We start from the raw sequence: 12,979 nt of genomic DNA on the forward strand, positions 1-12,979 counted from the left end.
GAAGGGGTAAACCGGTGTGATGCGTTAAATATTATCGGCGAAAATGGGAAAATCTTGAGAGCAAAACGCCCGGACTCGCCGGGCGTTTTGTGGGGAATCAATGCTGCTTTTTAGCCTGGTCTCTGTGACCAATGTTCGAAAAGACGTTGAACACTTCACCCAGGCCGTAGATGGCACCGAGGATGATGGCCATCACTACTGGTACCATGATCACGGCGAATACCAGACTTTTCAACAACTCTAACATGGTTTTCTCCAGATATTGTGAATGCCTTATTCTACCCTTTCAGGTGGGAAAATCATCCCCTTTTGTGCGGTACCCTTTGCGCCCTGCACCATTTAGGCCACAATACTCTTTTTGCCAGGACACTGTTATGCAGGCCGAAATTCTCCTCACTCTACGACTTCAGCAAAAGCTTTTCGCCGATCCGCGACGTATCGCCCTGCTTAAACAAATAGAACAAACGGGCTCGATTAGCCAGGGGGCGAAAAATGCCGGGATTAGCTATAAAAGCGCCTGGGATGCCATCAACGACATGAATACCCTGAGCGAGCAACCGCTGGTAGACAGAGCCACTGGCGGCAAAGGCGGCGGTGGTGCAATCGTGACGCGCTATGGCCAGCGTCTTATTCAGCTTTACGACCTCCTGGCCCAGATCCAGCAAAAAGCGTTTGATGCGTTAAGCGACGACGATAACGTGCCGCTGGACAGCTTGCTGGCCGCCATTTCCCGCTTCTCGTTGCAAACCAGCGCCCGCAACCAGTGGTTTGGTACGGTGACGGCGCGCGACAATCTCCAGGTACAGCAGCATATTGAGATCCTGCTTGCCGATGGCGCCACCCGTCTGAAAGCCGCAATCACGGCGCAGAGTGCAGAGCGCCTTGAGCTGGATGAAGGTAAAGAGGTGCTGGTGCTGCTGAAAGCGCCGTGGGTCAATATCACGCGCCATCCCGACACCGCAAAGACAGCCGATAACCAGCTCCAGGGCGCAATTAGCCATATCGAACGCGGCCAGGCGCACTGCGAAGTGCTGATGACCCTCGCAGACGGGCAACCGCTTTGCGCGACGATACCGCTTAGCGAAGCGGAAGGTTTAGAAGAAGGTACTGTCGTCACCGCCTGGTTCAACGCGGACCGGGTGATTATCGCCACATTGTGCTGAGCGCATTGACAATCGCGCCGACAGTGCGTATCCCTGATATCTATTGCTGCAAAAACAGGGATAAATCATGTCATCATTGCATATTTCGCAAGGCACGTTTCGCCTTAGCGATACCCGAACGCTGACGATTGCTGATTTGACGATACGCGCGGGTGAAAGCTGGGCGTTTGTCGGCACTAACGGCAGCGGTAAATCCGCGCTGGCCCGCGCGCTGGCCGGCGAGCTCCCCCTCCTCAAGGGCGAATACCGGGGCGACTTTACGCGCCTGACGCGCCTGTCATTTGAACAACTGCAAAAGCTGGTAAGCGACGAGTGGCAGCGCAACAACACCGATTTACTCAGCCCTGGCGAAGAAGATACCGGCCGTACGACGGCGGAAATTATTCAGGATGAGGTGAAAGATCCTGCCCGCTGCCAGCGCCTGGCAGAACGGTTCGGCATCACCGCCCTGCTGAACCGGCGCTTTAAATACCTTTCTACCGGCGAGACGCGAAAAACGCTGCTTTGTCAGGCGCTGATGAGCGAGCCAGAGCTGCTTATCCTCGACGAACCGTTCGACGGCCTTGACGTGCAGTCCCGTGCGCAGCTGGCGTCCCTGCTGGAGTCGCTCAATCAGCAGGGCTATACCCTGGTGCTGGTGCTTAACCGCTTCGATGAAATTCCGGATTTTATCCAGCACGCGGGCGTACTGGCAGACTGTAACCTGACCGAGACCGGTGAAAAAACAGCGCTGCTTAAGCAGGCGCTCATCGCTCAGCTCGCGCACAGTGAACAACTCGACGGAATTACCCTTCCGGAACCTGACGCCCCTTCGGCCCGCCACGCGCTTGATCCCGATCAGCCGCGCATCGTGCTGCGCGATGGGAGGGTCTCTTATGACGATCGCCCGATCCTTAACCGTCTTAGCTGGACGGTCAATCCCGGCGAACACTGGCAGATTGTCGGACCTAACGGCGCGGGAAAATCCACGCTGCTTAGCCTGATAACCGGCGATCACCCGCAGGGCTATAGCAACGATCTGACGCTGTTTGGTCGGCGTCGCGGCAGCGGCGAAACCATCTGGGATATTAAAAAACATATCGGCTATGTCAGCAGCAGCCTGCATCTGGATTACCGGGTCAGTACCACGGTACGCAACGCGATCCTATCCGGCTATTTTGATTCCATCGGTATTTATCAGGCGGTATCGGACAAACAGCACAAGCTCGCACAGCAGTGGCTGGATATCCTGGGCATGGACAACCGGGTCGCTGACGCGCCGTTCCATAGCCTGTCGTGGGGGCAGCAGCGTCTGGCCCTGATCGTTCGCGCCCTGGTGAAACACCCTACGCTTCTGATCCTCGACGAACCGCTGCAGGGACTCGATCCGTTAAACCGACAGCTTATCCGCCGCTTTGTGGACGTGCTGATTAGCGAAGGCGAAACGCAGCTGCTGTTCGTTTCACACCATGCCGAAGACGCCCCCTCCTGCATCACGCATCGCCTGGAGTTTGTTCCGGACGGTGAGGGTTATCGCTACCTTCTCAGCAACGTTGACTAACTCAGGAGGGCTCTGCCCTCCTCTTTTTCAGATAACTTGCATCAATACATCGCTATCTCTTTGATCTACAATGCCCCACAGCGGCTGAAAATCGGACTTTAAAAACAGTGTAAACGATTCCACTATTTTATCCCATGTCACACTTTTCGCGACTCTGTTATGCTATGGTTATTACATACCATAAGCCCAATGGAGCGAAATATGCGAGTTCTGGTAACAGGTGGTAGCGGTTACATAGGTAGTCATACCTGCGTGCAGCTGCTGCAAAACGGTCACGACGTCATCATCCTCGACAACCTGTGCAACAGTAAGCGCAGCGTACTGCCTGTGATTGAACGTCTTGGCGGTAAACAACCCACTTTCGTGGAAGGCGACATCCGCAACGAAGCGCTGATGACCGAGATCCTTCATGACCACGCCATCGAAGCGGTGATCCACTTCGCGGGTCTGAAAGCGGTCGGTGAATCCGTTGCGAAACCGCTCGAGTATTACGACAACAACGTCAACGGTACGCTGCGCCTCATCTCCGCCATGCGTGCGGCCAACGTCAAAAACTTCATCTTTAGCTCCTCCGCCACCGTCTACGGCGATCAGCCCAAAATCCCTTATGTTGAAAGCTTCCCGACCGGTACGCCGCAAAGCCCGTACGGCAAAAGCAAACTGATGGTAGAGCAGATCCTGACCGATCTGCAAAAAGCACAGCCGGAGTGGAGCATCGCGCTGCTGCGCTACTTCAACCCGGTCGGCGCGCATCCGTCTGGCGACATGGGTGAAGACCCGCAGGGCATCCCGAACAACCTGATGCCGTATATCGCCCAGGTTGCCGTCGGTCGCCGCGACTCGCTGGCGATTTTTGGCAACGACTACCCTACCGAAGACGGCACCGGCGTGCGCGACTACATCCACGTGATGGATCTTGCTGACGGCCACGTGGCGGCCATGCAGCAGCTGGCCAACAAGCCGGGCGTGCATATTTACAACCTCGGCGCCGGGGTCGGCAGCAGCGTGCTGGACGTGGTCAACGCCTTCAGCAAAGCCTGCGGCAAGCCGGTGAACTACCACTTCGCTCCGCGTCGTGATGGCGACCTGCCTGCTTACTGGGCCGATGCCACCAAAGCCGACAAAGAGCTAAACTGGCGTGTAACGCGCACGCTTGATGAAATGGCACAGGATACCTGGCACTGGCAGTCACGCCACCCGCAAGGCTATCCGGACTAAGGATATGTCATGACGCAATTTAATCCCGTCGATCACCCGCATCGTCGTTTTAACCCGTTAAGCGGGCAATGGATTTTGGTTTCTCCGCATCGCGCCAAGCGCCCCTGGCAGGGGGCGCAGGAGACGCCTGCAAAACAGACGCTGCCACAGCACGATCCGGACTGCTTCCTCTGCCCGGGCAACACGCGCGTAACGGGAGATAAAAACCCGGACTACAAAGGCACCTTCGTCTTCACCAACGATTTTGCCGCCCTGATGACCGACACCCCGGACGCGCCGGAAAGCCACGATCCGCTGATGCGCTGCGAAAGCGCGCGCGGCACCAGCCGCGTGATCTGCTTCTCGCCCGATCACAGCAAAACGCTGCCAGAGCTGAGCGTGGACGCGTTGAAAGAGGTGGTCAGCACCTGGCAGGCACAGACCGCAGAGCTGGGGCAGAGCTATCCGTGGGTGCAGGTGTTCGAAAACAAAGGCGCGGCCATGGGCTGCTCTAACCCGCACCCACACGGCCAGATCTGGGCAAACAGCTTCCTGCCTAACGAAGCCGAGCGTGAAGACCGTCTGCAGAAAGCGTATTACGCGGAAAATAGTTCGCCTATGCTGGTGGACTACACGCAGCGCGAGCTGGCCGACGGCAGCCGCACCGTGGTGGAAACCGAACACTGGCTGGCCGTCGTCCCTTACTGGGCCGCCTGGCCGTTTGAAACGCTGCTGCTGCCGAAGGCGCACGTCCAGCGCATCACCGATCTCAGCGACGCGCAGCGCGACGACCTTGCCCTGGCGCTGAAAAAGCTGACCAGCCGTTACGATAATCTCTTCCAGTGCTCCTTCCCGTACTCCATGGGCTGGCACGGCGCACCGTTTAACGGCGAAGAGAATCAACACTGGCAGCTGCACGCCCATTTTTATCCGCCGCTGCTGCGCTCTGCGACGGTGCGTAAATTTATGGTGGGCTATGAAATGCTGGCGGAAACCCAGCGTGACCTGACGGCGGAACAGGCGGCAGAACGTCTGCGTGCCGTTAGCGACGTCCACTATCGCGAATCAGGAGTCTAAAAAATGAGTCTGAAAGATAAAACACAATCCCTGTTTGCTGAGAAATTTGGCTACCCTGCCACCCACGTTATTCAGGCGCCTGGTCGCGTTAACCTGATCGGTGAACACACCGACTATAACGACGGTTTTGTGCTGCCGTGCGCCATCGACTACCAGACCGTCATCAGCTGCGCGAAGCGCGACGACCGTAAAGTCCGCGTGATTGCGGCGGATTACGATAATCAGACGGACGAGTTTTCCCTTGATGCCCCGATAGTGACGCACGACAGCCAGCAGTGGTCTAACTACGTGCGCGGTGTGGTGAAACACCTTCAGAAGCGTAACAAGAACGTTGGCGGCGCGGATTTAGTTATCAGCGGCAACGTGCCGCAGGGTGCGGGCTTAAGCTCCTCTGCGTCTCTGGAAGTCGCCGTTGGCACCGTCTTCCAGCAGCTTTATCACCTGCCGCTGGACGGCGCGCAAATTGCGCTGAACGGTCAGGAAGCAGAAAACCAGTTCGTGGGCTGTAACTGCGGCATTATGGACCAGCTGATCTCCGCGCTGGGCAAAAAAGAGCATGCCCTGTTAATTGATTGCCGCTCGCTCGGTACCAAAGCCGTTCCCCTGCCGAAAGGCGCGGCTGTGGTGATCGTCAACAGTAACTTTAAACGCACGCTGGTGGGTAGCGAATACAACACCCGCCGCCAGCAGTGCGAAACCGGCGCCCGCTTCTTCCAGCAGCCTGCCCTGCGCGACGTAACGCTCAATGAATTTAACAAAGTGGCGCACGAGCTGGATCCGGTCGTCGCCAAACGCGTTCGTCACGTGCTGACGGAAAATGCCCGTACCGTTGAAGCCGCATCCGCGCTGGCGAAAGGCGATCTGAAACGCATGGGTGAGCTGATGGCGGAATCTCACGCCTCCATGCGCGATGATTTTGAAATCACCGTTCCGCAGATCGACACCCTGGTGGACATCGTCAAGGCCACCATCGGCGACAAAGGCGGCGTGCGCATGACGGGCGGCGGTTTTGGCGGCTGCATCGTTGCGCTGGTGCCAGAGGAGCTGGTTCCTGCCGTACAGGACGCTGTGGCGAAGCAGTACGAAGCAAAAACGGGTATCAAAGAAACCTTCTATGTTTGCAAAGCATCACAAGGAGCCGGACAGTGCTAAATGAAACGCCTACACTCGCACCGGATGGCCTGCCGTATCGCCTGTTAACCCTGCGCAACAGCGCGGGGATGGTCGTTACGGTGATGGACTGGGGTGCAACCCTTCTTTCTGCCCGCGTACCGATGCCGGACGGCAGCGTGCGCGAGACTCTGCTTGGCTGCGCCTCGCCTGAACAGTACATCAATCAGTCCGCCTATCTGGGCGCGTCCGTAGGCCGCTATGCTAACCGCATCGCGAAGAGTCGTTTTGAGCTCGACGGCGTGCAGTACGCCCTGCTTCCAAGCCAGGGTGAGAACCAACTGCACGGCGGACCGGACGGGTTTGATAAACGCCGCTGGAAAATTGTTCGTCAAAACGACGGGGAAGTGCTGTTCTCGCTGGATTCGCCTGATGGCGATCAGGGCTTCCCGGGGAACCTTACCGCGTCCGCGCGCTTTACGCTAACGGACGACAACCGTATCGCGATTGAATACCGTGCGACGGTCGACAAGCCGTGTCCGGTCAACCTGACCAATCACGCGTACTTTAATCTGGACGGTAACCAGTGCGACGTGCGTAACCACAAGCTGCAGATCCTGGCGGATGCGTATCTGCCGGTTGATGAGATGGGCATTCCGCATCAGGGCCTCAAAGACGTGAGCGGCACCAGCTTTGACTTCCGCAGCGCGAAATCTATCGCCCAGGATTTCCTGAGCGATGACGATCAGCGTAAGGTAAAAGGCTACGATCACGCTTTCCTGCTGCAGGCCAAAGGCGATGTGAAACAACCTGCCGCGCAGGTCTGGTCTGCGGATGAGAAGCTGCAGATGACGGTTTATACCACTGCCCCTGCCCTGCAGTTTTACTCAGGCAACTACCTCGGCGGCACGACGGCGCGCGAACACGATGAGTACAGCGACTGGCAAGGCCTGGCGCTGGAGAGCGAGTTCCTGCCGGACAGCCCGAATCATCCGGAATGGCCACAGCCGGACTGCGTGCTGCGCCCGGGTGAAGAGTACGTTAGCGTTACTGAGTATCATTTCATTCCGCGCGCTTAATGCCCGGCGGCGCTCCGCTTGCACGGGCCTACGGGTAGGCAGGATAAGCGAAGCGCCATCCGGCAAAAAACGCCAGCCCTCACAACGAGGGCTTTTTTCTGCGCGCCTTGCTGAAAATAGCGCCGATTGCAGACAAAATCATAACCCTGGATTCACAAGCATCTTACACTCAGAGACTATTTTCGCTATGGTTAGGGTTAAGCGTTGCTGGTGGCACCGCCACGGCAATATAATGAGAATTGTTATCATTCTAAAAATGCTTGAGGAGTAAGAGATGGCTATTACTAAGCTGGTTCTGGTGCGTCACGGCGAAAGCCAGTGGAACAACGAAAACCGCTTTACCGGTTGGTACGACGTTGATCTGTCCGAGAAAGGCGTAAGCGAAGCAAAAGCAGCAGGTAAACTGCTGAAGGAAGAAGGCTTCAGCTTTGATTTTGCTTACACCTCTGTGCTGAAACGTGCCATCCATACCCTGTGGAACGTGCTGGACGAACTGGATCAGGCCTGGCTGCCGGTTGAGAAGTCATGGAAACTGAACGAACGTCACTACGGTGCGCTGCAGGGCCTGAACAAAGCGGAAACCGCTGAGAAATATGGCGACGAGCAGGTTAAACAGTGGCGTCGCGGCTTCGCAATCACCCCGCCAGAGCTGACCAAAGATGACGAGCGCTACCCGGGCCACGACCCGCGTTACGCGAAGCTGACCGACGCTGAGCTGCCAACCACCGAGAGCCTGGCGCTGACCATCGACCGCGTTGTGCCTTACTGGAACGAAACCATTCTGCCACGCCTGAAAAGCGGCGAGCGCGTGATCATCGCCGCTCACGGTAACTCCCTGCGTGCGCTGGTGAAATACCTGGACAACATGGGTGAAGACGAAATCCTCGAACTGAACATCCCAACTGGCGTACCGCTGGTGTATGAGTTCGACGAAAACTTCAAGCCAATCAAACACTACTATCTGGGTAACGCAGAAGAGATCGCGGCGAAAGCAGCGGCTGTCGCGAACCAGGGTAAAGCGAAGTAATTTTCGCCAGACATAAAAAAAGCGCGGAGCATTCCGCGCTTTTTTATTTCTGCATTCGCATTAACCGCGACGCGCTTTTACCGCGTTCGCCAGCTGACGCAGGATCGTGTCGGTATCTTCCCAGCCGATACAGGCATCGGTGACGCTCTTACCGTAGACCAGCGGTTCGCTGCCTTCCAGGTTCTGGTTACCTTCAACCAGATGGCTTTCGATCATCACCCCGATCACCGCCTTCTCACCGCCGGCAATCTGCTGGCAGACGTCTGCACCCACTTCCATCTGCTTTTTAAACTGCTTGCTGGAGTTGGCATGGCTGAAATCGATCATCACCTGCGGTGGCAGCCCGGCTTTTTCCAGCCCGACCTTCACTTCTGCCACGTGTTTCGCGCTGTAGTTCGGCTCTTTGCCGCCGCGCAGAATGATATGGCAGTCACCGTTACCGCTGGTGTTAACGATGGCGGAATGGCCCCATTTGGTTACGGACAGGAAGCAGTGCGGCGCACCCGCTGCGTTGATGGCGTCGATAGCCACCTTAATGGTGCCGTCAGTGCCGTTTTTGAAACCCACCGGGCAAGAGAGACCGGACGCCAGCTCGCGGTGCACCTGAGATTCGGTCGTGCGGGCACCAATTGCGCCCCAGCTCATCAGGTCTGCCAGATATTGTGGCGTAATCATGTCCAGGAATTCACCGGCCGCAGGCAGGCCGCTGTCATTGATCTCCAGCAGCAGCTTGCGCGCAATGCGCAGACCGTCGTTGATCTGGAAGCTGTTATCCATATGCGGATCGTTAATCAGCCCTTTCCAGCCCACGGTGGTACGCGGTTTTTCAAAGTACACGCGCATCACGATTTCCAGCTCGCCTTTCAGCTCTTCACGGAGGGTGAGCAGGCGGGCGGCATACTCTTTCGCGGCTGCAGGATCGTGAATAGAGCACGGGCCAATCACCACCAGAAGACGATCGTCATTACCTTTCAGGATCTTATGGATCGCTTTACGAGCATGAGAAACCGTGTTTGCGGCATTTTCAGTGGCGGGGAATTTCTCAAGGAGCGCTACAGGAGGTAATAACTCATTGATCTCTTTAATGCGTAAATCGTCGTTCTGATAATTCATTTTCTTTCCAGCTCTGCCATATCTTTAGTAATGAAAGCAATCCTTTCAATCTATCTTGTCGACCAGGAAGTGTAAACACGGTTTTACACTTCACGCAGATAATTCCTGGAATTCGCCTAAAAATCGCCACAAAATAGCGAAAAATGAGATCTAACCTAAGCTTTTTAACTGTAACAACCATTTTTAAACGCTTAAACGCGATTCCCTACTGACGTAAGTCCGTAAGGCGGAATCTTTCGCCTCTGAAAAAGATGCACTGTTGGAGAATGTTATCCAGCGTAACGACAAGAACAGGAGCACCATGATGAAAATGACGAAACTGGCAACCCTCTTCCTGACCGCCACACTCACTCTGGCCAGCGGCAGCGTCCTGGCCGCGGAAACGGGCACATCAGACAGCAACGGTGATGCGAATGCCGCTGCGGCAGCAGGCCAGCCCGCACCTGATGCGAAACAGAATATCGCCCCGAATAATGTCGACAACAGCCAGATCAATACTGGCAACACCAACACCGGCGGCACCATGCTGCATCCCAACGGCAGCGGTTCCGGCACCATGAATCATGACAATATGAGTTCGGACGAGGTTCATAAGAACTCAATGTGCAAGGACGGCAAATGCCCCGATCCTAATAACAAAGTAGGAAACGACGCGAATACCAAAACCGATGGCACCACCCAGTAACGGGGGGTTCGGGAAGAAAAAGGAGAGCTCTGGCTCTCCTTTCTTTTTGGAGTAACCTATTAAAAACGCTACACTAAAAACAATAACACATCAGGAAAGCAGACATGGCGCACTCCCATTCCCACTCCCACTCTCCCGGCAACGACAACGCTAAACGACTGATGCTGGCCTTTGGCGTCACGGCAACGTTTATGGTTATCGAGGTCATTGGCGGCCTGATTTCCGGCTCTCTGGCGCTTCTGGCGGATGCCGGACACATGCTGACCGATGCCGCAGCGCTGCTCTTCGCCCTGCTGGCGGTGCAGTTTGCGCGTCGTCCTCCGAATGCGCGCCATACCTTCGGCTGGCTGAGGCTGACCACCCTGGCCGCGTTTGTTAACGCCATTGCGCTGGTGGTCATTACCGTTCTTATCGTCTGGGAGGCCGTACAGCGCTTCAGACACCCGCAGCCGATCGCCGGGGCGACAATGATGGTGATTGCCGTGGCAGGGCTGCTGGCAAATATCCTGGCCTTCTGGATTTTGCACCGCGGCAGTGGAGAAAAGAACCTCAACGTACGCGCTGCGGCTCTGCATGTTCTGGGCGATTTGCTCGGCTCAGTAGGGGCGATTGTCGCCGCGCTGGTGATCCTCTACACCGGCTGGACGCCTGTCGATCCGATTCTGTCCGTGCTGGTGTCGTGTCTGGTCTTGCGCAGCGCCTGGCGGCTGCTGAAGGAGAGCGTGAATGAACTGCTTGAAGGGGCCCCGGCATCGATGGATATTGACGAGCTGAAGCGCAACCTGCGCCGTACTGTCCCGGAGGTCCGCAACGTTCATCATGTTCACGTCTGGCTGGTGGGGGAAAAACCGGTCATGACGCTGCACGTTCAGGTCATTCCGCCGCACGATCACGATGCGCTGCTTGAACGCATCCAGCACTTTCTTGAACATCACTACGAGATTGGCCACGTCACCATCCAGATGGAGTATCAGCCCTGTAACGGTCCGGACTGCCACCTTAACGAGGCGCAGTCCGGACATTCACATCAGCATCACCACTAGCTGGAAAGCGCGTGAGAACCCCGCTCACGCGCGCTCTTAATCCACATCCGGCTGCCGTTCAGCGCAATGAAGGTCAGCAGCAGATATTCCAGCGACATCGCATAGACGCCCTGCAGGGCGAAGATCGCCACGCTAATCACGTTGATGATGACCCACAGCAGCCAGTTCTCAACGTATTTACGGGTCATCAGGATCATCGCCGCAATCGACAGCACCATCATGCAGGAATCCCAGAACGGGAAGGCATCCGGCTGGAGGACAGGCATCGTCACGTTCAGGCCGAAACCGGACATGACCGAGACGGCAACGCGGGTCAGGAACGCAAAGACCGGGTTGATATAGACGGTCATTAAGCCAATGGCGACCACGCAGGCGACAAACCAGGCGATGGCTTTCGGCAAGGACAGCCAGCGGATCTGCAGCTCTGCCTCCTGCTGGCTGTTCTGACGCGACCACGCGTACCAGCCGTAGATATTGGCGGCGAAGAAGAACAGCTGTAAAAGCAGGCTGGCGTAGAGCTGGATCTGGAAGAAGATAATCGCAAACAGCGTAACGTTAATCAGCCCGAACGCGTAGTTGCTGATCTTCTCCAGGCTTGCCAGCCAGATACAAAGTAACCCCGCCAGCGTGCCAACGGCCTCAATCCATGACAGGTCATAGCCACCTGCACCAATCGGTATATGAACCAGAATGTTTTGTGTGCTAAAAAAATCCATCTTTTCCCCGGGGCGTTTTGAATTAAGTACGTAGTGTAGCTGCAAAATCCAGCATGCGGTTAAGCGGAATCAACGCACCTTCACGCAGAGCGGCATCCACATGGATTTCATGTGCTGCACCGCCCGTCTCGAGCCCTTCGGCAATGGCCTTCAGGCCGTTCATCGCCATCCACGGGCAATGCGCACAGCTGCGACACGTTGCGCCCTCACCCACCGTTGGCGCTTCAAGGAGCTCTTTCTCCGGCACGGCCTGCTGCATCTTGTAGAAGATACCGCGATCGGTCGCCACGATGAGCTGCTTGTGAGGCAACGTCCTGGCCGCGTTGATAAGCTGGCTGGTTGAGCCCACGGCATCGGCCATGTCGACAATCGACTGCGGTGATTCAGGGTGAACAAGAATAGCGGCGTCAGGATAGAGCGCCTTCATGCGCGCCAGCGCCTGGGTTTTGAATTCGTCGTGCACAATACAGGCACCCTGCCAGCAGAGCACGTCAGCCCCCGTCTGCTTCTGGACATAATTTCCAAGATGACGGTCAGGCGCCCAGATAATCTTCTCACCCAGGCTGTCCAGATGTTCAATCAGCTCAACGGCGATGCTGGAGGTGACAACCCAGTCTGCCCGCGCTTTTACCGCCGCAGATGTGTTGGCGTAAACCACCACGGTGCGGTCAGGGTGGGCGTCACAGAAGGCCGTGAATTCGTCAATCGGACAGCCGAGATCCAGAGAACACTCTGCATTAAGCGTCGGCATCAGAATGGTTTTTTCAGGGCTGAGAATTTTTGCCGTTTCGCCCATAAAACGCACGCCTGCAACCAGCAGCGTGGAAGCGGGATGTCTTGCACCGAAGCGTGCCATCTCCAGTGAGTCAGAAATACAGCCCCCGGTCTCTTCCGCCAGCTGCTGAATTTCCGGGTCTGTGTAGTAATGGGCCACCATCACCGCATCTCGTTCTTTGAGAAGACGCTTGATCTTCTCGCGGTAGAATTGCTTTTCATCCTGGCTCAGCGGGACAGGCTTTGGCGGAAACGGATAGATTGCGGCTTCAGGATCAAACATCACACTCATTATGGCTTCTCGTTTTACGGGCTTAACAATATTGCCTTTCTTTTGCATGAGATAGCAAAACGCGTGGCAATTGTGTTTTGTATACTAAACAAGATAGCGAATATGAGCGGAAAAGTCACCGGAAATAGGTGCGGATAGCATTTGTCGGGTGGCGGCTTCGCCT

General features: G+C 56.2%; 13 protein-coding genes. 9 read left to right on the forward strand and 4 right to left on the reverse strand.

Annotation, left to right across the window (positions count from 1 at the left end):
- Nucleotides 1-97: 97 nt before the first annotated feature.
- Nucleotides 98-247, reverse strand: a complete 150-nt coding sequence (locus N037_RS24080; protein ID WP_008501118.1) for an AcrZ family multidrug efflux pump-associated protein — start codon at nt 245-247, stop codon at nt 98-100.
- A gap of 127 nt (nt 248-374) precedes the next feature.
- Here N037_RS24080 and modE point away from each other — a divergent pair, with 127 nt between their 5' ends.
- The 7 genes from modE (at nt 375) to gpmA (ending at nt 8,193) form a co-directional block, all read left to right on the forward strand.
- A complete protein-coding gene (gene modE, locus N037_RS13970; RefSeq protein ID WP_032641649.1) occupies nt 375-1,163 on the forward strand; it encodes a molybdenum-dependent transcriptional regulator in 789 nt (262 codons plus the stop codon).
- A gap of 67 nt (nt 1,164-1,230) precedes the next feature.
- Nucleotides 1,231-2,703 (forward strand): molybdate ABC transporter ATP-binding protein ModF, encoded by a 1,473-nt coding sequence (modF, locus tag N037_RS13975; protein ID WP_023334951.1) that lies wholly within the window; start codon nt 1,231-1,233, stop codon nt 2,701-2,703.
- Between the two features lie 201 nt (nt 2,704-2,904).
- Nucleotides 2,905-3,921, forward strand: a complete 1,017-nt coding sequence (gene galE, locus N037_RS13980; RefSeq protein ID WP_023334950.1) for a UDP-glucose 4-epimerase GalE — start codon at nt 2,905-2,907, stop codon at nt 3,919-3,921.
- A 9-nt stretch (nt 3,922-3,930) separates the two neighbouring features.
- The gene (galT, locus tag N037_RS13985; RefSeq protein ID WP_023334949.1) at nt 3,931-4,977 is read left to right on the forward strand and encodes a galactose-1-phosphate uridylyltransferase; all 1,047 of its coding nucleotides are present in this window, start codon (nt 3,931-3,933) and stop codon (nt 4,975-4,977) included.
- A gap of 3 nt (nt 4,978-4,980) precedes the next feature.
- Nucleotides 4,981-6,129, forward strand: coding sequence for a galactokinase (gene galK / locus N037_RS13990; protein WP_023334948.1), 1,149 nt, complete (start codon nt 4,981-4,983; stop codon nt 6,127-6,129).
- Nucleotides 6,123-7,166: a galactose-1-epimerase gene (galM, locus tag N037_RS13995; protein ID WP_032641651.1), complete on the forward strand. Its 1,044-nt coding sequence runs from the start codon at nt 6,123-6,125 to the stop codon at nt 7,164-7,166. Before galK ends, galM begins: the two co-directional genes overlap by 7 nt.
- A gap of 274 nt (nt 7,167-7,440) precedes the next feature.
- Nucleotides 7,441-8,193 (forward strand): 2,3-diphosphoglycerate-dependent phosphoglycerate mutase, encoded by a 753-nt coding sequence (gene gpmA, locus N037_RS14000; protein ID WP_023310804.1) that lies wholly within the window; start codon nt 7,441-7,443, stop codon nt 8,191-8,193.
- Between the two features lie 60 nt (nt 8,194-8,253).
- Here the strand turns inward: gpmA and aroG are convergent, their stop codons facing one another.
- Nucleotides 8,254-9,306: a 3-deoxy-7-phosphoheptulonate synthase AroG gene (aroG, locus tag N037_RS14005; protein WP_032641653.1), complete on the reverse strand. Its 1,053-nt coding sequence runs from the start codon at nt 9,304-9,306 to the stop codon at nt 8,254-8,256.
- A 304-nt stretch (nt 9,307-9,610) separates the two neighbouring features.
- Between aroG and N037_RS14010 the strand changes: the two genes are divergently transcribed.
- Both N037_RS14010 and zitB read left to right on the forward strand, forming a co-directional pair.
- On the forward strand, nt 9,611-9,991 hold the full coding sequence (locus N037_RS14010; protein ID WP_032641656.1) for a protein YbgS: 381 nt from the start codon (nt 9,611-9,613) through the stop codon (nt 9,989-9,991).
- 104 nt (nt 9,992-10,095) lie between these two features.
- Nucleotides 10,096-11,034: a CDF family zinc transporter ZitB gene (gene zitB, locus N037_RS14015; protein WP_032641658.1), complete on the forward strand. Its 939-nt coding sequence runs from the start codon at nt 10,096-10,098 to the stop codon at nt 11,032-11,034.
- On the opposite strand, the gene pnuC is transcribed toward zitB, so the two are convergent.
- Nucleotides 11,031-11,750 (reverse strand): nicotinamide riboside transporter PnuC, encoded by a 720-nt coding sequence (gene pnuC / locus N037_RS14020; protein WP_032641660.1) that lies wholly within the window; start codon nt 11,748-11,750, stop codon nt 11,031-11,033. The genes zitB and pnuC overlap by 4 nt on opposite strands.
- Nucleotides 11,751-11,772: 22 nt before the next feature.
- The gene (gene nadA, locus N037_RS14025) at nt 11,773-12,816 is read right to left on the reverse strand and encodes a quinolinate synthase NadA (protein WP_032641662.1); all 1,044 of its coding nucleotides are present in this window, start codon (nt 12,814-12,816) and stop codon (nt 11,773-11,775) included.
- Nucleotides 12,817-12,979 lie beyond the last annotated feature (163 nt).

The sequence above is a fragment of the Enterobacter sp. EGD-HP1 genome (assembly GCF_000733275.2).
GTDB lineage: Bacteria > Pseudomonadota > Gammaproteobacteria > Enterobacterales > Enterobacteriaceae > Enterobacter.

Excerpts from the sequence above, each read along its gene's own strand:
- N037_RS24080 (WP_008501118.1), bottom strand. The coding sequence starts at position 247 with ATGTTAGAGTTGTTGAAAAGTCTGGTATTCGCCGTGATCATGGTACCA.
- modE (WP_032641649.1), top strand. The coding sequence starts at position 375 with ATGCAGGCCGAAATTCTCCTCACTCTACGACTTCAGCAAAAGCTTTTC.
- modF (WP_023334951.1), top strand. The coding sequence starts at position 1,231 with ATGTCATCATTGCATATTTCGCAAGGCACGTTTCGCCTTAGCGATACC.
- galE (WP_023334950.1), top strand. The coding sequence starts at position 2,905 with ATGCGAGTTCTGGTAACAGGTGGTAGCGGTTACATAGGTAGTCATACC.
- galT (WP_023334949.1), top strand. The coding sequence starts at position 3,931 with ATGACGCAATTTAATCCCGTCGATCACCCGCATCGTCGTTTTAACCCG.
- galK (WP_023334948.1), top strand. The coding sequence starts at position 4,981 with ATGAGTCTGAAAGATAAAACACAATCCCTGTTTGCTGAGAAATTTGGC.
- gpmA (WP_023310804.1), top strand. The coding sequence starts at position 7,441 with ATGGCTATTACTAAGCTGGTTCTGGTGCGTCACGGCGAAAGCCAGTGG.
- aroG (WP_032641653.1), bottom strand. The coding sequence starts at position 9,306 with ATGAATTATCAGAACGACGATTTACGCATTAAAGAGATCAATGAGTTA.
- N037_RS14010 (WP_032641656.1), top strand. The coding sequence starts at position 9,611 with ATGAAAATGACGAAACTGGCAACCCTCTTCCTGACCGCCACACTCACT.
- zitB (WP_032641658.1), top strand. The coding sequence starts at position 10,096 with ATGGCGCACTCCCATTCCCACTCCCACTCTCCCGGCAACGACAACGCT.
- pnuC (WP_032641660.1), bottom strand. The coding sequence starts at position 11,750 with ATGGATTTTTTTAGCACACAAAACATTCTGGTTCATATACCGATTGGT.
- nadA (WP_032641662.1), bottom strand. The coding sequence starts at position 12,816 with ATGAGTGTGATGTTTGATCCTGAAGCCGCAATCTATCCGTTTCCGCCA.